Raw genomic sequence first — 20,538 nt, 5'->3', positions numbered from 1 at the left:
ATGAGTATAGATAGCTAGCATTTTGCTTTCTAAGCTTATGAACTGTAGCTTATAGAATCGCTCGGGGACACTAGCACGACAATTGTCCGGGTGTGGCAAAAATAATTTTATATTTTGATAGGTTGGACACAGTTTACACAAAATGGATATGTCTGAAATTTTGAGCAAAGGGCCAGATAGGTTTCGCCAGTTAATTGCCAATGAGAACTTTCGGCGCATTACTTGTCATAAGGGCGACTATATCGTTAGGCAAGGACACGAAATTACCGAAGTCTATTGGTCTGCCGCCGCCCAATTTATGTTGTTGCATACAGCTCTTAATGGTAAGACGCTCAGCTTGGGTGACTACTTGCTGGAAGATAACTTCTTTGGCGAGATTGAGTTTTTCTCGGGAAATCGCTGTTCATTCGATGTGGTGGCAACAGCGACCACCGAGCTTGTTGTGATCCCAAAAGAGCGGTTTGCCGAAATCCTGCTTGAAGATGCGACGATTTCATTTTGGATGAATCACCGCATGGCCAATATGTACCAATCGTCAATGAACATTGCCATTGAACGTTCCTTGTACCCGCTGAAGTTTAATATCGTCAAAGATATCGTGGACAGGTGTACGACCGACACCCGTTCTTTGAATCATGATTATATGTATCAGGAAGCCCAGCGTTTCGGTTGTACAGATAGGGCCTATACCCGAATTATTCACGAGTTGATTAAAGATGGCTTGGTAAAGAAGGGAGAGGATAACTCGACAATTATTCCGGTCGACCTTGATGGATTGGTCGAATATCTGAATCAGTGCCAGCAATAAGTTATTTGAATAAGATAGTCGAACAAGCTAGTTGAACAATACAGTCAAACAAGACAGCCCGGCCTCTTGCCCTTTGATATGTGATAAAGAGCGAGAGCCGGGCTTTGTTGTATGGCGGATATGGTTCTGCTTGGTTTACAGAAAACGAAGTTTATTTCATGACTGATTTAATTGCGGCTTCGGCACAAATGACATCAAGGTGGCCGCCTGGTGCACCGCCAACTCCGATAGCTGCGACAACTTGGCCTTTGTACTCAACCGGAAGGCCACCGGCAAGGAATAGTAGGTTGTCGTCCATATCGCGCAGTGGGTCCATCAATGGCTTTTCGGCGACCAGTTTCATCAAGTTTGCCGTTGGTTGCTTCATACTAACTGCGGTGAAGGCTTTCTGACGAGAACTCTCCAATGTGTGCGGGCTTGCATTGTCGTAACGCAGTTGCGCTTGTACACGACCGGAAATATCAACCACAGTTGCAGACACGTTGTATCCGTCTTTTGCACATTGACCTACTGCTGCATTCGCCAGTTCGAAAGCTGCAGCTGATGATAGCTGGGTAATTGTCGTTACTTTTTCATCAGCTAAAACAGAGCTTGAGGCAGCGAGTAATGTTGCGGCTAGTACAATATTCAATTTCATGATCTTTCCTTAATCGGTTCAGTAAATCAGTAATGGTGTCAGGCGTTATCTTGCGAGATAGCTGTTGAGCTCTCGATGCCTGTGTTGTTGCGATGGAATAACTGTATCTAGCCAGAATTACTGCAACCTTGTTGGAACATTACATGTTTGTAATGAAGTGAAATGTTGTCATCATGTAATATCTAGACATGGAGTGGCGGTCAGCAGGATGCAAAATGAATATATTAGTGATTGAGGATGATAGTCATATCAGTGCTTTCCTTAAGCAGGGCTTTGAGGAGATGGGCTTCAATGTCAGTTGCATTGCTGATGGCAAGCAGGGTTACCAGCTGGTTACGCAAGACGATTTCGATTTAGTGATTTTGGATTTGATGCTACCCACCTGGGATGGCTTGGACGTGCTGCGTCGATTGCGGGGTGAAGGCTATCAAGTGCCCATTATTATCCTTAGCGCCCGCCATTTGGTTGAAGAGAAGGTGCAAGGATTGCAATCTGGGGCTGATGATTATCTGGTGAAGCCGTTTGCCTTTGCTGAATTGGCAGCACGATGCCAAACCTTGTTGCGGCGGCAGATGCCCACCAATAGCCAAAGTCAGTTGGTGTATAACGATCTCAAGCTCGATTTATTGACCCGTAAGCTTTTTCGTCGTGAAAAGGAAATCTCGCTCAAACAGCGTGAGTTCGATTTGCTGCAATTGCTGATGCAGCAACCGGAACGGGTATTTTCCAAAACCGTTATTTTAGAAAAAATTTGGGGCTATCAGTTTAACCCGCAAACCAATGTCGTTGATGTGTTGGTGTGTCGGTTAAGATCACAAGTCGATAAAGGGTTTGAGCAACCTTTGATCCATACCATCCGTGGGGTGGGCTATGTCCTTAAATATGAGAGCTGAGCAATCGACCCGTCTGGCACAAAAAATGTTGTTCGGGCGTTTTGTTGCCACAGTGATCTTATGCTTTGTGGCGATCCTGCTTGGAATTGGCCTAATGCAGGTGTACTCCCTTGATGGAGCAGACAAGAAATTGCTCAAGTCGATGGGCGCAGAATATCAGCGGATCTTAAAGTACGAATCGGATGATAAATTGATCCATGTGCTCGAAGGAAACCCCGAGCGCTTAATCGAAAATGCAATTACGGCTGTTTCTGTTAGCCAAAACACACAGGGCAAACCGCAATATATTGCAGGTACTAAGCAGGACAATATCGATATCCCCTTTGCATATTTCCAAGCGGATGACCGAGCCTGGTATCAATTGCTGCTTGAACCACATTACTTAACGCTAAAACTAAACGGCCAGCACCAGGATTTCTGGTTGGCTTTAAATGTTCATCCACGTTTGCATCTCCTGTTTATGCAATGGCTGATTATGGTGGGGGCGTTGGCACTTTTGTGTGCGGTTATTTCCTTGTTTGTTTGGCGGTTGCTGGCAACGACGCTTTCCCCTGTCCATCGCTTGGCGAAAACGTTGGATCAAGCGAGCGAATGGTCGGTTAGTACGCCACAAGAGGATGGCACTCATACGGCCACAACCCAGGATAAGGCCACAGCTCAGGATAATAACGGCAAAGGTGAAAGTGGCCTGGCAGTTCTGAACCAAAGCTTGGAACTGGTTCACGGGCGATTGGAAGCAACGATTACCAGCATGGACAATACCCTTGATGCAATAGCCCACGATCTGCGTACTCCACTGTCCCGCATTGCATTGACCACGGAAAATACATTGGGATCAAGCCAGCCTCCATCCAATGAACAACTTACCAATGCCTTATCTGATTGTGCTGAGTCGGCCCAGCAGGTGAGCGGCATGCTTAATACTTTAATGAAGATTAATGATGAAGCCGCCAGTAAGTCATCAGTAGCTTTTAAAGCAGTAGATTTGAACCAATTGATGCTGAACGTTGCCTCTTGGTATGAAGAACTGGCTGAAGACAGAGCTATGAAAATTGATGTCTCGGGGCTGAAGCCCTGCGAGGTAAGCACAGAGCCAAACCGTTTGGTACAGGTTGTTGTTAACCTCATTGACAATAGCTTCAAGTACACCCCTACAGGCGGCACGATTTTTTTGACCTGCGGCCCTGCAGGGGAAGGCGCAATGCTGAGTGTAGGCGATAATGGGATCGGGATAGCACCGGAGCACCATGAGTTGATTTTCAAGCGGCTGTACCGGGTTGATCAAAGCCGAACCAAATCGGGGTATGGCTTGGGGTTGGCGATGGTGAAGGCAATGGTGACTTCTCTCAAGGCTAGGATCCGAGTGGATTCAGTATTGGGGCAAGGTGCGGTGTTCACCGTTGTTTTACCAAACGAAACTACAGTGATTGATGGTTAGCGATGAATTAAAAAGGATGGTTTACAAAAACCATCCTTGAGCATTATCTGGCATCTAGCTATTCATCGAGAGATTCGTCATCTCGGTGCCAGTTATCCAGCTCGCCGTTTTGACGTTTTTCTCTTATAGCTTCAATAAGCGCTCTTTCCTCGCGGGCAAAGTAATCATCTTCTACGGCTTTGCCTCTGGATCTGAGTTTGTCTGCTAAGTCCATATCCGCCTCCGTATAACTTGTTCTCGTTACAACTACTCATGACTACGGTGTATATGTTTGTTTAGATTGGTCAGTTAGGCCCGCTTGGAGCCAAAGAGTGTAAGCGGATATGAACCAAGAGTGGGATTGAAGCTTTAAACGGGTAGATAAAAGAAAGGCCGCTTATTGCTAAGCGGCCTTTGCGAATACTTTTATCAAATAAGCAATCATCAAACAAGCAATCGCTTATTCTTCACCGGAGAGCTATTTACTCTTTACCGAAGACGTTGTTTTCTTGCTCTTGTACGCGGATGAAAGTCGTACGCTTGGTCAACTCTTTCAGCTTCGCGGCACCCACATAAGTACAAGTAGAGCGTACGCCACCCATGATGTCCTGGATAGTGTTCTCAACCGGGCCACGGAATGGCAGAAGAACGGTTTTGCCTTCTGCTGCACGGTACTTAGCAACACCGCCAGAGTGCTTGTCCATCGCGCTTTGTGAAGACATGCCGTAGAACTTCATGAAAGTCTTGCCGTCTTGCTCGATGATTTCGCCGTTGCTCTCTTCGTGGCCAGCTAGCATACCGCCAAGCATGACGAAGTCAGCACCGCCACCGAAGGCTTTGGCAACATCACCCGCACAAGCACAGCCACCGTCACCGATGATACGGCCACCTAGGCCGTGGGCTGCGTCAGCACACTCGATGATAGCTGAAAGCTGAGGGTAACCAACACCGGTCTTAACGCGGGTAGTACATACAGAGCCAGGGCCGATACCAACTTTAACGATGTCAGCACCAGCAAGGATAAGCTCTTCAACCATGTCGCCCGTTACTACGTTACCGGCACTGATAACTTTGTTAGGGAACTCGGCACGAACTTTCTGTACGTATTGTACAAGGTGCTCAGAGTAGCCGTTGGCAATATCGATACAGATGAAGATAAGGTCGTCAGACAGCTCCATGATGTCTTTGGTCTTCTGGAAGTCAGCGTCAGAGGTACCAGTAGAAACCATTGCGTTGTTCAGCACGCTAGCGTCGTTGTTTTTAACGAACTCGGCCCAGTCAGCGACAGTGTAGTGCTTGTGAACAGCGGTCATTACGCCGTGCTTGGCAAGGGCAGCAGTCATTTCGAAGCTACCAACAGAGTCCATATTGGCAGCAATAATAGGTACACCAGACCATTGACGACCGCTATGCTTGAATGTAAAATCGCGGGTTAATTCAACTTGAGAACGGCTTTTTAGGGTTGAACGTTTTGGACGAAACAGTACATCTTTAAAACCCAGTTTCAAGTCTTGTTCGATACGCATTGGTCATTCCTTATCTTATCGAATTTTGCATCATGGCTTGTTGCTATTGGCAGATAGCAATCAGGTTCACCATGTTGCAGGCACAAAAAAACCGGAGCGTTGGCAGACGCTCCGGTTTTCAGCATTATAGGCAGAGAAAGTTTTTTAACAAGTCTAATAATATAAATTTTTTTGTGTTACCTTTAAAAAGATAGTATCCACGCTTTCTTCTCTACTCCGGCAGTTCTTGCTCAATTTTTCATCATCTTTTTTGTGTTTCGTACAGCATTTAGTCCTTGCTTACTGAATATGATGTTTGAGTTATAAAAAAGGCCCCTTCCGGAGCCTTAATCAATACTGATATTTGGTTTTAACTATCTTTATGCTTTAGCCAACGTCGCATCTTGCTCTTGATCGACTTCTGCTTTTTTCAGCATTACTCGGATCATGCGAGAGGCAAGCAGGGCAACTGCAACCATCACAACCGCAAGCATTGTCAGTAGGCTAAAATAGTCACCGTAAACGGTTTGTACGATTTCCTGGGTGATCTCCTGGCCTTTTTCCAGTGCGATAGAGGTTGAGAATACCGCGCCGACAATACCACTTAGGGCAATAGCCACCGAGAAAAGACTGACTGAGAAGTTCTCGATGTGTTTAGGGGCAACCGAAAGAATGAAAGCAACCACCAAGCTACCAACAATCACTTCTGCCAGAGCCTGGAAGAAGTGGATAGCCAAGAACACTTCTGGGCGGATGATGACATTTTCGCCGATGTTGTAGATCGCCATGGTCAAAATACCAAAGGCAATGGCGGTCAAGACGAAAGAGAAGCTCACTTTCGTTGCTGTAGAGAAATTAATATTACGCTTCTCTAGTGAAGAGAAACCCCACGATACCAAAGGACCGCCGACAATACACCATAGTGGGTTCATCGCCATCGAGGCTTCTGGAGCGATTGGGATAATCCCGAACAGATCGCCGCGCATGGTGTTGATGGTGACCATTGTCATTGAGGTCATCATCTGTCCGTAGTAAACAAAGAACGCGGTGGTCAATGCGGTAATGATCAAGATAGTCCCCATTTTCAAGGAGTCTGAGCGGTTAGCTTTTATCATCAACCAAATAAAGTAACTGATAGCGGCAGCACCAATCGCGTATACGATGTTTTTACCGATATCCATGTTGGAAAACATGAAGAAAACGAGGCCAATCATTGACGCTGAAATGGCAACAAACGCCAACCAGTTCTTCGCTCCTGCAGGCTTGTTGTCCATATCAGTAGCAACAGATAGCAGGGGCTTGCGCGAAACGAAAAGGATAATGAATGCTACCGCTGCCATTGCTGCTGAAAGGGCAAAACTGCCATGGAAGCCAAGGATCAACACCAGCATCGGGAAGAAGTATTGGCCTAGCAGGGCACCGACGTTGTTTACCGAGTAGTTAACTGGGTAGGCATTCTCGAAGTGTTCTTCTGATTGGAAGGTGCGCTTGTAAAGGCTTGGGTAAGAAGGTGACATTAGACCGCGGGAATAACTTGCAAGCGCAATACCAATCAAACTCATTGGTACATTCAGTGTTGATGCTCCCATCACAAGCAAGGCATAGCCAATGGCAAAACCGAAGTAACTGATGGTAAGTGAACGGTAAGCCCCGAGAAATTTATCAGCAATAAAACCGCCAGCAATGGCAAATAACGGGCCTATTGATGAGAAAGCACCCACGACCATCATGGTGTCGGCTTCACTGTAGTTTAGGTTTTCTAGGAAAAAGCGGGTGAGGATAACCATCACACCGTAAAAAGATAGGCCAAACATCATTTGGCAGACCATCATCGACTTATTGAGTCTATTCCACATAATACATCTCTATGTTTATGGCTTGGGTAAGCAGGTTACAGCTAGCTAAATGTAACCAAATGTAAATTGGTGGAGATGTTATCACTTCTTAACCTTGCGTACGCTGAATAATGTGCTTTTAGTGACCAAGTAAACATTAGATATATTTATCAATAAGGTTAATTATTTTTATGTTGACAGTTTTGTTAGCTAGGTAAAGTCACTGATATTGTTGGATTTGATATACTTATCAATAGTTTGTGGTTATATTGCTAGGTTCTGGTCGGAGCTGTTTTGTTATTATTAATAATAATGATTTAAGTTAATGTATTTATATTTCATCTATAACGCGGCTTGAGCAGATCGAAGGTAGGAGTACCTTTTGTGAGGATTTGGTGCAGGGGGTTTTTATCATAGCCCAAAGTAAGTGTTTATTTGCTGCATTGAATGGGCGCTGGTGGAATGGGCTAAATGATGAATGCCGTTAAATTAAATGCGTCGAAAATTGTACAGTTATGTCAAAATTGCCGGTTTTGATCGGTAATCACTTCCATTCTGCTGCAATCCTTGCATAATTCAATTGATAGGCTGGTTAAGTGGATTAATTGACTTTGTTTAGCAAAAGAAAAACAAAAAATACTTTCCCTTTGGATTTCTACGGCGAGGATGGGAGCTGGCGATTTATTATTCGCGCAGATCGGCCGTCAGAAATTGTGGATGCGATGTACTGGCGTGCTTATATCTCTTGCCACCGAAAAGAATTCGATCTGTTACACATCGCAACGGGGAAGTTTAACTACAAGTATAACTATTCCTCTCATGACTCGTCAGAGCTGCATTATGCATCGGGCAGTGACGCACTAAGGGTCAATATGATGGGGCCTATTGTTCCGATCTCTGCCATCTTAGAAAAGGTGAAGGAAAGAACGGACAAGGCGACGGCCTGACATCGACCAGAGAAAAACGTTAAAAAGGGCCTAATGGCCCTTTTTTACATTTGCTCGGCGGTTTTTGCTGGCTTTAGGTAGTAGCGATAGTAGCCAATGAAGTTACTGGAGAGGAATACTGCCTCTAGAAGCACGGCGGTAGGTGAACCAATAATGATGTTATGGGTGAGCCACAAGCTGGTCCCCATAATCATTAGCTGGCGAAGCCGTTTATCGTTGTTGCTAAAGGTCGCGACAGTTTGGATTAATGCTGCTACGCAGCTGATAATGCTCGCAAGCCCTGCATAGGTGAAGAAGGTGATGACCAGAGTGCTTATACAAAATAGCAGTGCCATCTTCTTGGAGCTGGTATATAGGCTTGTAAAGTAACGCAGTGCCGCGAGAGCCATCAAGCCCGCACCTGTCCACTGTTCCAATAGCGCAAAGTGGATACTTATCAGGATAACCGCGCAGATAAAGCATTTGATGATGTTTTTCTTTTCCTTGAACTGGAATGAAACAAGATCAAAGCAGACTGCAATACCCATTAAAATTTGTGATAGTAAAAACGCTGACATAGGTTATTCCGAGAGTTCCGTATTTGTTGCTGTCTTTTTCTTTTCGATTCGGGCCAGCCATACAAGTGGTAGTACAATCATGGCTGTGCCAAGTATCATGGCAATATCCGGTGTTTCTCCAAACCAGACCAAGCCAACCCCTACAGCGCCGAGCAGCCCACTGTATTCAGCACTGGCAATCTTATTGCTCTCTGCAGAGCGGTAGGCAATCACACAAATAGCGGCATAAATTAAGATGAAACTGCTCGAACCCGCTGCGGTTATCAGTGGTGTCCAATCCCAATCACGTCCTTCCCATATTGCCAACCCCAATGATGCAGGAATACCCGCAAGATTGGTCAACAATAAAGTCTGTGCCACCGTCTGGTGCTTGGGTAACTTGCGTATCAGTAAGTTATTGCTAGCAATCGTCAGTGCAACAACCAGCGCAGCAATAGCGGCCCAATCGATCTCCGTAGGCCGAATGATCACCACTACACCAACAAAGCCAAGTACACCGGCGGCAATAGAGTAGCGGGTGAGTTTCTCTTTGAAAAATACCAATGCGAGCGGTAGCATCATTAGCGGAGCCGCATAGAAGATGGCATTGGCTGTAGCCAATGGCATGGCATTAATAGCGAACACCATAAATATGGCCCCCAGCAACCAGATGTGGGCGCGCAGGGCATGCCATTTGAGTCCGTCGGTAAAGCTTTTTCTACTGACGCCATAACAGAAGGGCAATAATATCAATACTGCCGTCAATTGCCTGAAAAAGACAAATTGAAAAACAGCGGTATCTTCGCCCAAGGTTTTAATTAAGGCATCTGAAAAAACTGCAATAAGGTTGCCGACAATGAGTAAACCCATTGCCATTCCAACAGACATTGAAGGCATGACTAAGCTCCTGTCATTGACTGACACGTGTTCAGTGGTTGTACAAAAGGAAGTGGTGCGTTGTGATTCGGTAAGCTTAATCTATAAATAACCTTCATATATAATGATAAATATTCACTTAGTATGAGCTGAACTAATAATGAAGTTACCACCTCTACGTGCTGTTCAGTGTTTCGAATCTGTTGCCCGTTTAAATAGCTTTTCACATGCGGCAAGATCACTGAACGTAACACAAAGCGCTATTAGCCATCAGGTACGACTGCTGGAAGAATATTTGGGTGAAACCTTATTTGTTCGGCAGGGGAGGCGCCTGTCTTTAACCCCAATGGGTGAGAAATATTACGATGAGATCTCCCATTCATTGCAAAATATTGCACAGGCCAGCCAACAGATACGCGAGGGGGAGAGCGGGAAGATACGGCTCGCAATGTATAGTTCTCTTGCGGTGAAATGGTTGGTGCCAAGGCTGGAAAATTTACGACAGCAACACCCTGAAATTGATTTATCGCTGGCAATGTTTGCCGATGAGCCTGAATTTACTGATCAGGTAGCGGATTGTTTCATTACGGCTCATCCCCCTAAGAAAAACTATGTCAGTGATTTTCTGTATAAAGAATTGCTATACCCTTTCTGTAGTCAAAAGCTTTGGCAGCAGATCCAAGACAAGCCCCTGCCAGAAGCCCTGTGGGAGCACCCGCTGCTGTCGGTACATTCAATCTTTAAAGATGGCAATCAGGCGAAAGATTGGCTGACATGGTGCAGTCGTGGGGGATTTGAATTGCCTGAAAATGCAAAGATCAGCCATTTTAGCCATATGGTGCTTGCCGCCGAAGCGGTGAAGTATCATCAGGGCATTGCATTTTTGAATGATTATTTCCTCAATGATCACGACCACCAACAGAACCTCGTCCGTATACCAATGCATGAGTTGCCAACTGGCGATAATCTTTATTTTGTTTATAAACAGTCGCGAGCCAAGCAATTTGAAATCAAAACGCTTGGCCAATGGCTCAAGCAGCAATGCTTTGAGCATGACGGTGACAGTTTACGTCGATAAATAACCTTAATTGTATTAATGGAATTTACAGCTCGTACCACGTAGAATACCGCCCTTTTGCATTGGGTATTGGCAAAAGGGTAATGTCGAAATGAGTGACCAATTTGAGCTGTTAGCACCGGGCGGCGATTTAGAATCAATAAAAGCAGCAATTATTGCTGGCGCTGATGCTGTGTATTGCGGGCTGGATAACTTTAATGCGCGCAACCGGGCGACTAACCTTACCTTTGAAAACCTCAGTGGTGTGGTCCGGTTGGCCCATCAGCACCAATGCAAAATCTTCCTGACGCTTAATGTCATCATCCTTGAAAGCGAAGTACCTGCACTGGTTCGTTTGCTCAATAAACTGGTTAACACTGATATTGATGGGGTCATTGTTCAGGATATCGGCCTGTTTTCTATTTTGAAAACGCATTTCCCTACGTTGGATGTGCACGCTTCGACGCAGCTCAATACCCACAATGAAGGCCAGATCCTCTTTCTCAAGCAATTGACGGCTTCACGAATGAACCTGTCACGTGAACTGAATATCGATGAGATCAAACATCTGGCACAGTTTGGCCATCAGCACGATGTCCTAATGGAGGTCTTTGTCCATGGTTCATACTGTATTGGCTTCTCTGGCCTGTGTTATATCAGCTCGGTGAGAAATGGCAGTTCAGGCAACCGTGGCCGTTGCAGCCAGCCTTGCCGTGAACAGTACCAAACTACCGAGGTAGGTAGGGATTACCCACTGAACCTGAAAGATAACTCGGCGTATTCTGATATGGCGGCTCTCGCTGACGCGGGTGTGTATTCCTTGAAAGTTGAAGGGCGGATCAAGAAATCCCATTATGTCTATACGGTTGTGGATACTTGGCGCAAGCAAATTGACAGCTACTGCAGCAAAGGAGAAATGCTGACGGATACCAGCCGGCTTTATACGGTTTTTAACCGAGATTTCTCCAATGCGTTCTTGAAAGGCGATATCAATAAAAGCATGTTTATTGATAATCCTAGGGATCATGCCGCAACCCACTTCTCGAATATTTACAGCTGCACCAGCATGGATGATGTCAAAGCGGTCAAGAAAAAGCTCTATGACACTAAAACTGACATTATTCAGGAAGTAGAGCGGGTTACCGAGGATCTATGTGTTGAGAAACTGCCGCTTGATGTGAAGGTGATTGCGGTTGAAGGCCAGCCACTGAACGTCGAATTAAGAACAACTCAAGGTTTGGTTGAACTGAAGTCAGCATCAAGCTTGGTGGCTGCAGGGAAGTTTACCCTCGATGAGGAAGGGGTCACCAAGTGGGTCAACAGTTTTGCTAATGCGGATTATCAGGTCAATGAGGTTGATCTGAGTGCGCTAGGAAGTGGCTTGTATATTCCGTACAAAGAACAAACGGCAATCAAAGAGCAGGTAGCCGTTGTTCTCAATGGTAACAAACCGCTTATTGCACCGGTAGAGCTGGCAAAGCCACTGAAGGCTGCTAATACCGATGTTGGCCAAAACCCTCATCTGTATACACTGATTTCATCGCAAAGTGACTTATCTTTGTTGTCTGAGCCAGATACAACCGTTTACTACCAGTTGCCTGAAGCGTTGGCGAGTGACTTGCCGAAGTTGGTAGCCCTATTCAAGGAAAATGCACAATTGCTACCTTGGTTCCCGGCTATTTTAATCGGGGAGAACTATGAGGCGGCTGTGACCTTCCTAGAGCAGGTGAAACCAAGCCGTATTGTGACCAATAACAGTGGGGTGGGTTACGCTGCATACCAGTTGGGTATTGATTGGGTCGCTGGGCCGCAGATGAACATTATCAACTCATACAGCTTGGCTTGTTTGAAAGAAGAGTTTAACTGTGTTGGGGCGTTTGTCTCCAATGAGATCAACAAGAAGCAAATCAAGCCACTGGTTAAGCCTGACAATTTCGAGCTGTATTACAGTATTTACCATCCGATCACTTTGCTAACCAGTCGCCAATGCTTGTTCCACCAGACGGTAGGGTGCAAGAAAAAACGTTTTGATGACAAGTGTCTACGTAAGTGTGATAAGTCGGCTTCGATCCTGAGTCTCAAGCATGCTTCATATGTGGTAGATAAACAGCGCGGTGCCCACAACGCTTTATATAGCCAAGAGAATTACCTCAACGTGGATGTGCTCAATGATCACTCCGGCCTGTTTAACGGCTATATGGTGGATTTGCGTGATATTAAAACCCATACCCAGATTGCGTTGGAGAAACCTCAATTGCTTGAAGCTTTCCGGGAGCAGCTAAAAGGTGATGTAGCCCCAGCTGAAATTCATGCCAAGCTTGCTCCGACGACAATGGCCCAATACAAAAAAGGGTTGTAGGGAAACTATTCCCTCGCGCTAGCAAGCATAAAAAAGCCCGACGTTATAGCCATAACGTCGGGCTTTTTCTATTGGAACAAATTCAATAACACAAACTTGCTAATTAGGTTATCTTAGGCCTCAGCAGTGTCAGGCACGCCGTGCCATTGGTAATGGTTGTTCGGTTTCTTACTGACGATGCCTTCTTCCATGAAGCGGCTGAATATGTCGTCGACTTCATCACTGCTGGTTTTGAGGTATTTGGTCACAGCGCGTTTAGTGCAGTTGACCTGATTGGTACTCAAGGCATCGATAGCTTGTTCGTAGAGTGATTTTGGTTTCTCTGGCTCTTTAGGTACGACAGGCTCTTTTTCGACGGTCTCAGTATTTTCAGCGCTTGTATCATGCTGCTGGTTTGTAAGTAACTCTGGCTCTTTGACTTCGTTTTCGGCATAGGTATCAATGGTGATAGGGCCAACGCGTCGGAACTGGTTTCTGAAGCGAAGCTCTTCACCAATTAGGCCAACGAAAAATGCCGCAAAGAAATCGAGTAACACAGAGAGGAAAATCACCAAGCTGAGCTGGGCCGTCTCTGTCTGGATCTTCAATGATTGGGCCAAACTATCGATAAGGCCGATAACCGAGCCTTGGTTTACAACTGGCAAGCTATCACGCTCAGCGGCGAGTTTTAACTGCTGTTCGCGCAATTCATCATTTTCACGCTGGATACGAGCTACGCCTGTTGCGATACGCTCCATCTCAATGTATTTCTCAGCGGCAGAATTGTTGAGCTCAATTTGCCTTTCAATCGCAGCAATTTGCATGTCGTAGTTGTTGACCTTACTCTGCTGCACATTGACATGGCTCTGGGCTTGGTTGGTTGCACTATTGATGCCGCCGACCGAGCCGCCGATTGAAATGGCCGCAAGCACAGCATAAAAGGCAAAAGCTGAAGCGGCACCAGCATAGTTGCGTCTCGCCCGGCGTTCCCCAAATTCATACCAAGCAAAAAATTTCCCTAGCTCGAAGATGACGGCCAGGCCACCAAACAAGATCTGCATGATAGGATCTTCGTCGATGGACAGAAAAAGCAGCAACGAAAAAATGATAGATGCGAGAATGGAAGCACCGGTAAAGCTGTATACCGTCCCCATTGCAAAGGCCCCTTTGGGGTAACGGACTGGAATGTTGTTATCGTAAAGCATAATTGTTGATACATGTAACTGGCGCGTGCGCCGACGGTTACCTGCCGAAAAACGTACGGTTTGTCGTCAGGTTGAAAAAAGGTGGCCTAGGATAACGTAAAACCGGCCTCTATCCCTTATAAATTAAGGCCTTTACCGTTTTTACGTTGATTTTTTACACGCTGCTTTCATAACTGTAGAAAAGATGTGCATCATCCTTTGCGGGAATAGGGAAAAAGGATCTAACCGACAAGAAATAGAAAGAGTTGTTGCAAACATGTTACTCGCTGTATAGGTTAATAGTCGAACACGTGTTTAAATTGGGTGTTTACAGCAAGAGGTTGTCGTTTAGGTTTTACTTTTACATTTTTGATGCAAGGAACTGCACATGTCTAACTTACTTGAAGGTTTTCCCGTCATTACTGAAATCCCTGTTGCATGGGGGGAAATGGATGCATTAAACCATGTAAATAATGTGGTGTATTTCCGCTATTTTGAAACAGCCCGGCTAGATTATTTTGCAGATATTGGCCTGATGGAAGAGATGCAAGTGACGCAGACGGGTCCTGTGCTTAGTGAAACCTCAAGCCGATACCGTAGGCCTGTGACATACCCTGATAATCTATTGGTTGGAAGCCGGGTATCCGAGCTCGCTGAAGATAGCTTTGTCATGGAATATAAAATTGTCAGTAAACAGCAAGGGGCAGTGACAACTACAGGTACTGCGAAGGTGGTCATGTTCAACTTCAAACAGCAAAAGCGTGCGAGGTTGAGCCCGACATTGCTTGAAAAGATTGTCTCTATGCAGCCTGAGCTCGCTATTACAACTGATTGATTCTCCTCATAGTTAATACATCGAAAACGTCATAATCCACCTATAATTGAAATATGAGCATTGTTAAAACAAGGGGTAGGGAATGTTTATTGTCATCCAGCATGAGATTACGGATCCCGAATTGTTTTGGCAAAGGGCAAGTGGAGTGCTGACTCATCCGCCTTCAGGCATGCGGCTTCATACGACCATGGTGGTTGAGCGCCACAAATTGTGTCAGTGTATGTGGGAAGCAGAATCAATCGATGTTGTTCGCAATTACTTAGAGCCTGAACTGGGGGAGGCGAGCATCAATACCTATGGCTTGGTCGACCCTGATAGAGCCATTGGCTGAGGTAGAGATAAGATAATCGCTTTAGAGAAAAGTGGCGCAATGGTATTGCGCCACTTTTTGTATTACTTGGTGTAAGAGTCAGCGATGTTGTCGATACGCTGATTAGCACGCATTGCTTCTTGGTAAGCAGCATCAGATGCAGCGCGAGTATCGTTAACCGCACCTGCCATTTGATCTTGCTGGCTTTGTAGACCTGCTACTTGATCAGATAGCGCATCAACTTTATTTGTTAGTTGGCTTAGTTGCTCTGCTTCTTCGCTGCTTGAACAGCCCATAAGAGTTGCACTTAGAATTAGGCCAGCGACTAGAGTCATAGAACGTTTCATTGTTATTCTCCACAATTGGTTGATATTTACTACTGCTACAAACACTGAATTAGCATTACATAAAGTCATTCTATTTAACAATAAAATAGATAAAAAATGTGTCAGTAACTTCATCTTTTAGCTTTTTTGTCAAAATTTAATGCCTTTGTGTACGTTGTTTTTATGTTTTAAACAGTTTTATTTATGCTTTTCAGTATGGGGGCTATTAAAACAGAATTTATGAAAGCAATTGTTATGGGAAAATCAGCAACTGCTTGTTTTTTAGTAGCTAAAGTCAGAGGAAAGTAAAGACAAATGAAAATGTGATTTAAGTCACATCAATGGCTTGGTGTTATATTTTAAGGATAAGCAAAAGAAAAAATGGAGTGTGCTGACAAAGAAAGAGTGGGGGCTAATTACAATGTTGTCATTAAGGCTGCCGGCAGGATATAAATCTACTGGCAGCCCAAATTACTTATCGAGAACAACTCGCAGCTTATTTACCTGCAATACTGAGTTTGTTAAAGCGAATAAGTGGGGCAAAGAAGTTTTTACCGTGATCGTGAGTTAACGTATCACCAACCGCATCAATTTCTTTGATCATCTGGTAGAAGTTACCTGCCACTGTAATACCGCGTACAGGCTGAATACGTTTACCATCACGACACAAGAAACCACTGGCGCCAAATGAGAAGTCACCGCTTACTGCATCGGCACCGGAGTGAACGCCTTGAAGCTCGATCAGTTCTAGGTATTCGCCTCCTGTCAGTTCAGCTTCGCTACTTTGGCCTGTTGCGATAACGGTATGGCGAGCAGACACGCCTAGGCCGCCTTTCGCCGAACGAGAGCCGTTAGCCGTGTTGTCGATACCGAAGAAACTCGCGGTATGGCTGTTATGCAACAAGCTCTGTAACTGACCTTCACCAATCAAGATCGTATCGCAAGTCGCGAAACCTTCACTGTCAAAGGCCTTAATTGCCGAGCCGCCTTCGATATAGGCTACATCCGAAATAGTCAGCAATGGGCTAGCAACGGTCGCATGCAGTGAGTCACGCCACGGGTTAATGCCTTTCATTGCCGATTGACCCGAGAAACACATTCCAAACGCGCCAAATAGGCTGCTCAAGCAATTAAGGTCAAAGACTACGCTGTAGTTACCCGTGTTGACTGGCTCGCCATCCAGCAGCGCTTTTGCCATGTCATAGCCATGGTTGATGCAGTACTCAGGATCGAGTTCATCAAAACGGCGACCGGTAGACATGCCACCGTGCATAGCTTGCTTGCCGTCTTTTTCAAACAAGGTATAGGCATAACAATAAGTCGAACGTTCTTTGTGGTAGCAATGGGTGCCTAAGGTATTGGCAAGGATAACCTGGCTGTCAGATTCACCGAACCCATTATATGGCGCAGACGTCGCGTTGGGTTTCTCAACCACCCCTTTTTCCAAGGCAAGGGCAAGGGATATTTTGTCATCTACGGTTGCGTTGTCTGCTTGGTAGACCTCTGGATAATCAGTAACAAGTTGGCTGTTTGCACAGGCAATGGTCTGGTGAGGGTCTTTTTTGGTGTAGGTGGCATTGGCAAGGGCATGCTCAACCATCATATCCAAGCTGGCAGGCTCTAGTGATTCAGAGTAGCTGGTGGCTATATGCTCGTCTTTGACAATGCGTACGCCGATGACTTGGCCCGAGGTTACCTTGTACTCATCAAGTTCGCCGGCATTGGCTTTAAGAGAAAAGTTATTGCTACTGCTAGCAATCACATCCGCCTCGGCACCTGCAGCCTTAGCACGCTCAAGGACTTGATCAATCGCGCTTTGAAGTTGTTGTTGATCGGCCATTAGTTACCCCCTACAAGAATGTTGTCCACTTTCAGTGCTGGCTGGCCAACGGTGGTAGGCACCGAGCCGCTTACAGAGCCACACATTCCTGCGGCCAAGGCGAAATCACGCCCGATCATGGAGATCTCTTTAAGTACTTTCGGACCTGTACTGATCAAGGTTGCTGATTTGAGTGGCTTGGTAATCTGGCCATTTTCAACCAAATAAGCTTCCTGCACAGCAAAGTTGAATTCACCCGTTCCAGGCTGGACTGAACCACCGCCCATTTTCTTGGCGTAAATACCTTTCTCGACGCTGGCAATCATCTCATCCAAAGAACTGTCACCCGGCTCGATAAAGGTGTTCCGCATTCTTGAGGTCGGCGCATACTTGTAGGATTCACGGCGGCCTGAGCCAGTCGGGGCGAAGCCAGTTTTCAATGAGCCCATATGATCCACCATAAAGCTGGTTAGTTTACCGTCTTTGATCAGCTGGGTACGTTGGGTTTCCATCCCTTCGTCATCAATATTGATGGAGCCCCATTCGTTGGTCATGGTGCCGTCATCGACTGCACTAACCACCGGGTTGGCAATCATCTCACCCATCTTGTCGTGGAATACAGAAGCTTTTTTGGCAACTGATGTGGTTTCAAGCAAGTGACCACATGCTTCATGGAAGATAACACCACCAAAACCATTCCCGATAATGACCGGCATTTCACCTGATGGGCAGTTTTCGGCAAACAGCTTCACCATCGCTTGTTTAGCTACGGTGTGGCCAAGTTCTTTGGCATCTAGTTGGCTGTTGAATTCCCAGCCGGTTAGTGCGCCTGGTGCTTCGAAGCCGGTTGATTGCTCACTGCCATTTTGCGCGATAGCCGTTGCAGCAACACGGGTGTAGTGGCGTGTATCACCAATATGCAGACCCGTTGAGTTGAAAATCTCGACTTGTTGTTCACGTTGTAAGATACGGCCAATGAACTGGTTGATTTTCTCGTCTTCACCTCGCGCTGCGGCATCACACTGGCGCAAGAAGGCTATTTTAGCTTCAAGGTTTGGGTTCTGGCTCAACGGCTGCTGACAAGCATGTTTGCTTTGGTAGCGGCTAAGGTTTAATGCACCCGCGTTGGCGATTTGGTCGCGTTTGTCTTTGGCAGCAAGTAAGCTGGTGACGCGCTTTAACTCTTCTTCATCGGTGCTATTGGTGTAGCCGTAAAGCACCTTGTGGCCGAAGAATAGGCGGACACCAATACCGAAATCGATACCGGAGTTTACTTTGTCGATATCACCGGACAGCAGCTCGACAGAGCTGGATTGATGGTGTTCAACGAACAGTTCGGCAAAATCGGCGCCAAGGAAGAGGGCATGGTCGATCACTGCTTGCGCTGTTGCAGGGTTTAGCATAGATGCTCCTTGCGTGTTAGCAATCTCACGAAAAACGTTATGTAAACAAATTGTGAGCAGAATTGCCATTAATGGCTTGGATTTACGGGTTTTATAAGCGGCAAGTGCTCAAAAAGGGTGACTTTTCACCCAACACTTTAATCTTGGGTAATAAACTAAAATAAATCAAAAGCCTCAACGCCACAAGACAGCCACAATGATTTGAGGCCGGGGCGTATTTCATGTAAATTTCCCGTCAACATTTACGGAAAAATCACTCATTATGCGAATACCAACGAATGTCATCACGGGTTTCCTTGGAGTTGGAAAAACCACGACGATTCTCAACCTACTGAAGAATAAGCCTGCCGATGAAAAATGGGCTGTATTGGTCAATGAATTTGGTGAAATTGGTATTGATGGTGCCATTCTTACTGATTCCGGTGCAATGATCAAAGAAGTCCCGGGTGGCTGCATGTGCTGCACTGCTGGAGTTCCTACTTCTGTGGGGATCACAGCGCTACTTCGCCAGAACCCAGACCGATTGATTATCGAGCCGACTGGATTGGGCCATCCCCACAAAATTATCTCGGTCCTAACGTCGAACCAGTTCAAAGATTACATCGATTTGAAAGCTACAGTGGCTTTGGTTGACCCACGTAACCTCTCTGATAAAAAGTATACGGAAAACCAAAACTTCAACGATCAACTTGATGTGGCAGAGATTGTTATTGGCAACAAGCTTGATGAATGCGACGAGGTTGATGTTGGGATCTTCGAGCACTGGGTGGCGACGCAGCAACCGAAAAAACTGGCAAGTATGCTGGTTAAACAGGGAGAGTTTCCCCTAGCGTTGCTTGATACCGAAAGAGAGCAGCAAGAAGAGGCCGCTGCAATCGAAGCCCATCATCATGAACATGCTGAGATGGAGCCGCAATTTCAGCTGCCACCAAACCAAACGTTCATCCGCAAAGAAAACAAAGGACAGGGCTACTTTAGCTGTGGCTGGATTTTCGGCGCAGAGGTCACCTTTGATTTTGACCAGTTGTTTTCCATGTTTTGCAAATTGACCGCAGAGCGTGTGAAAGGGGTGATCAATACCAACAAAGGTTGCCATGCGTTCAATGTCAACAATGGTGTGGTATCGGTTAACCAGATGACACTGGAAGGCTTTGAAAGCCGTATCGAAGTTATCGATAGCCAACTTATGCCTTGGGATGAACTAGAGCAGATACTGTTGAGTATCTCAGATTTATAACCCTTCGTTAGAAGGCGAGTAGTCTAAAGTTGTCAGGAATGAACCGTAACTAATATGCTTGAGCGATTGGTCTATTATACCAGCCATGATGGCAGTAATACCCAGCTAGAGCAGGAGAATCAAAATGAATCAAGAAACAAAAACAATGGAAGTGCCTTTAGCTATCGCTGATCGAGTGCAGGCTTTGATTGATGGCCATATTGCCAAAGAGAAGTTCAATGCCGAGCGCCGGGAAGTGGTGAACAATTTCCTAGCGATGGATGGTCTGAGTTGTGAAATGGCGGTTTACAGCCTGCCTCAAGGCGAACTGCTTGATACCCTACGTTATGTGTACGAGCTTTCAGGTACCAACAGCAAGTTCATTAAGAATATCCTGACTATGGCTCGAGAGAATCCGAAGAAGGTACTTTCGGATGCCCAGCGTGCGTCTGCGAAAAGCATGCTGTTTAATCTGTTAAATGACCCGTCGGTTATCTCGGCGATGAAAGAGAGCGCTTAACACTTCCTTTGAGTTAAGCGAATAAAAACCGCCCATATCTGATATGGGCGGTTTTTTAATGCGCTTTAGTTGGTAT

At 45.8% G+C, this 20,538-nt stretch carries 20 protein-coding genes; 10 read left to right on the top strand and 10 right to left on the bottom strand.

Going from position 1 to position 20,538, the window contains the following annotated elements; all coding sequences use genetic code 11:
* Nucleotides 1-148 precede the first annotated feature (148 nt).
* Nucleotides 149-808 carry a Crp/Fnr family transcriptional regulator gene (locus C9J01_RS04905; RefSeq protein ID WP_237156873.1) on the top strand — a complete coding sequence of 220 codons (660 nt, stop codon included), beginning with the start codon at nucleotides 149-151 and terminating at the stop codon, nucleotides 806-808.
* 151 nt (nucleotides 809-959) lie between these two features.
* Here the strand turns inward: C9J01_RS04905 and C9J01_RS04900 are convergent, their stop codons facing one another.
* On the bottom strand, nucleotides 960-1,445 hold the full coding sequence (locus C9J01_RS04900) for a GlcG/HbpS family heme-binding protein (protein WP_107296963.1): 486 nt from the start codon (nucleotides 1,443-1,445) through the stop codon (nucleotides 960-962).
* Nucleotides 1,446-1,660: 215 nt separating this feature from the next.
* Between C9J01_RS04900 and C9J01_RS04895 the strand changes: the two genes are divergently transcribed.
* The gene (locus C9J01_RS04895; RefSeq protein WP_107296962.1) at nucleotides 1,661-2,338 is read left to right on the top strand and encodes a response regulator; all 678 of its coding nucleotides are present in this window, start codon (nucleotides 1,661-1,663) and stop codon (nucleotides 2,336-2,338) included.
* Nucleotides 2,316-3,776, top strand: coding sequence for a sensor histidine kinase (locus tag C9J01_RS04890; protein WP_107296961.1), 1,461 nt, complete (start codon nucleotides 2,316-2,318; stop codon nucleotides 3,774-3,776). The genes C9J01_RS04895 and C9J01_RS04890 overlap by 23 nt, the downstream gene beginning before the upstream one ends.
* Nucleotides 3,777-3,834: 58 nt before the next feature.
* Here the strand turns inward: C9J01_RS04890 and C9J01_RS29585 are convergent, their stop codons facing one another.
* The 3 genes from C9J01_RS29585 to C9J01_RS04880 all read right to left on the bottom strand — a co-directional run bounded on the left by C9J01_RS29585 (nucleotide 3,835) and on the right by C9J01_RS04880 (nucleotide 7,116).
* On the bottom strand, nucleotides 3,835-3,990 hold the full coding sequence (locus C9J01_RS29585) for a hypothetical protein (protein WP_158264487.1): 156 nt from the start codon (nucleotides 3,988-3,990) through the stop codon (nucleotides 3,835-3,837).
* Between the two features lie 247 nt (nucleotides 3,991-4,237).
* Nucleotides 4,238-5,281, bottom strand: coding sequence for a GMP reductase (locus C9J01_RS04885; protein WP_107296960.1), 1,044 nt, complete (start codon nucleotides 5,279-5,281; stop codon nucleotides 4,238-4,240).
* A 359-nt stretch (nucleotides 5,282-5,640) separates the two neighbouring features.
* Nucleotides 5,641-7,116, bottom strand: coding sequence for a peptide MFS transporter (locus tag C9J01_RS04880; RefSeq protein ID WP_107296959.1), 1,476 nt, complete (start codon nucleotides 7,114-7,116; stop codon nucleotides 5,641-5,643).
* Between the two features lie 584 nt (nucleotides 7,117-7,700).
* Between C9J01_RS04880 and C9J01_RS04875 the strand changes: the two genes are divergently transcribed.
* Nucleotides 7,701-8,042, top strand: coding sequence for a hypothetical protein (locus C9J01_RS04875; RefSeq protein WP_237156872.1), 342 nt, complete (start codon nucleotides 7,701-7,703; stop codon nucleotides 8,040-8,042).
* Nucleotides 8,043-8,086: 44 nt separating this feature from the next.
* Here C9J01_RS04875 and C9J01_RS04870 read toward each other — a convergent pair whose 3' ends face one another.
* Nucleotides 8,087-8,599 (bottom strand): YgjV family protein, encoded by a 513-nt coding sequence (locus C9J01_RS04870; RefSeq protein WP_107296958.1) that lies wholly within the window; start codon nucleotides 8,597-8,599, stop codon nucleotides 8,087-8,089.
* 3 nt (nucleotides 8,600-8,602) lie between these two features.
* On the bottom strand, nucleotides 8,603-9,475 hold the full coding sequence (locus C9J01_RS04865; protein ID WP_107296957.1) for a DMT family transporter: 873 nt from the start codon (nucleotides 9,473-9,475) through the stop codon (nucleotides 8,603-8,605).
* Nucleotides 9,476-9,614: 139 nt separating this feature from the next.
* Here C9J01_RS04865 and C9J01_RS04860 point away from each other — a divergent pair, with 139 nt between their 5' ends.
* Nucleotides 9,615-10,532 carry a LysR substrate-binding domain-containing protein gene (locus C9J01_RS04860; RefSeq protein WP_107296956.1) on the top strand — a complete coding sequence of 306 codons (918 nt, stop codon included), beginning with the start codon at nucleotides 9,615-9,617 and terminating at the stop codon, nucleotides 10,530-10,532.
* A 91-nt stretch (nucleotides 10,533-10,623) separates the two neighbouring features.
* Nucleotides 10,624-12,870, top strand: a complete 2,247-nt coding sequence (locus C9J01_RS04855; protein ID WP_107296955.1) for a peptidase U32 family protein — start codon at nucleotides 10,624-10,626, stop codon at nucleotides 12,868-12,870.
* Nucleotides 12,871-12,983: 113 nt separating this feature from the next.
* On the opposite strand, the gene C9J01_RS04850 is transcribed toward C9J01_RS04855, so the two are convergent.
* The gene (locus C9J01_RS04850; RefSeq protein WP_107296954.1) at nucleotides 12,984-14,054 is read right to left on the bottom strand and encodes a Preprotein translocase subunit SecY; all 1,071 of its coding nucleotides are present in this window, start codon (nucleotides 14,052-14,054) and stop codon (nucleotides 12,984-12,986) included.
* Between the two features lie 367 nt (nucleotides 14,055-14,421).
* Here C9J01_RS04850 and C9J01_RS04845 point away from each other — a divergent pair, with 367 nt between their 5' ends.
* Together C9J01_RS04845 and C9J01_RS04840 are read left to right on the top strand one after the other, a co-directional pair.
* Nucleotides 14,422-14,868: an acyl-CoA thioesterase gene (locus C9J01_RS04845; RefSeq protein ID WP_107296953.1), complete on the top strand. Its 447-nt coding sequence runs from the start codon at nucleotides 14,422-14,424 to the stop codon at nucleotides 14,866-14,868.
* 82 nt (nucleotides 14,869-14,950) lie between these two features.
* Nucleotides 14,951-15,199 carry a hypothetical protein gene (locus C9J01_RS04840; RefSeq protein ID WP_107296952.1) on the top strand — a complete coding sequence of 83 codons (249 nt, stop codon included), beginning with the start codon at nucleotides 14,951-14,953 and terminating at the stop codon, nucleotides 15,197-15,199.
* 62 nt (nucleotides 15,200-15,261) lie between these two features.
* Here C9J01_RS04840 and C9J01_RS04835 read toward each other — a convergent pair whose 3' ends face one another.
* From C9J01_RS04835 to C9J01_RS04825, 3 genes are all read right to left on the bottom strand, one after another.
* Nucleotides 15,262-15,525: an Lpp/OprI family alanine-zipper lipoprotein gene (locus C9J01_RS04835; RefSeq protein ID WP_107296951.1), complete on the bottom strand. Its 264-nt coding sequence runs from the start codon at nucleotides 15,523-15,525 to the stop codon at nucleotides 15,262-15,264.
* 475 nt (nucleotides 15,526-16,000) lie between these two features.
* A complete protein-coding gene (locus C9J01_RS04830; RefSeq protein ID WP_107296950.1) occupies nucleotides 16,001-17,344 on the bottom strand; it encodes a TldD/PmbA family protein in 1,344 nt (447 codons plus the stop codon).
* A complete protein-coding gene (locus C9J01_RS04825; protein WP_107296949.1) occupies nucleotides 17,344-18,726 on the bottom strand; it encodes a TldD/PmbA family protein in 1,383 nt (460 codons plus the stop codon). The genes C9J01_RS04830 and C9J01_RS04825 overlap by 1 nt, the downstream gene beginning before the upstream one ends.
* A gap of 262 nt (nucleotides 18,727-18,988) precedes the next feature.
* On the opposite strand from C9J01_RS04825, the gene C9J01_RS04820 reads away from it, so the two are divergent.
* Both C9J01_RS04820 and C9J01_RS04815 read left to right on the top strand, forming a co-directional pair.
* The gene (locus tag C9J01_RS04820) at nucleotides 18,989-19,963 is read left to right on the top strand and encodes a CobW family GTP-binding protein (RefSeq protein ID WP_107296948.1); all 975 of its coding nucleotides are present in this window, start codon (nucleotides 18,989-18,991) and stop codon (nucleotides 19,961-19,963) included.
* A gap of 124 nt (nucleotides 19,964-20,087) precedes the next feature.
* The gene (locus C9J01_RS04815; protein ID WP_107296947.1) at nucleotides 20,088-20,462 is read left to right on the top strand and encodes a hypothetical protein; all 375 of its coding nucleotides are present in this window, start codon (nucleotides 20,088-20,090) and stop codon (nucleotides 20,460-20,462) included.
* Nucleotides 20,463-20,538: the final 76 nt, after the last annotated feature.

This window comes from Photobacterium rosenbergii, assembly GCF_003026455.1.
In the GTDB taxonomy this organism is placed as follows: Bacteria; Pseudomonadota; Gammaproteobacteria; order Enterobacterales; family Vibrionaceae; genus Photobacterium; species Photobacterium rosenbergii.
This window is presented reverse-complemented; position numbering and strand designations above follow the sequence as displayed.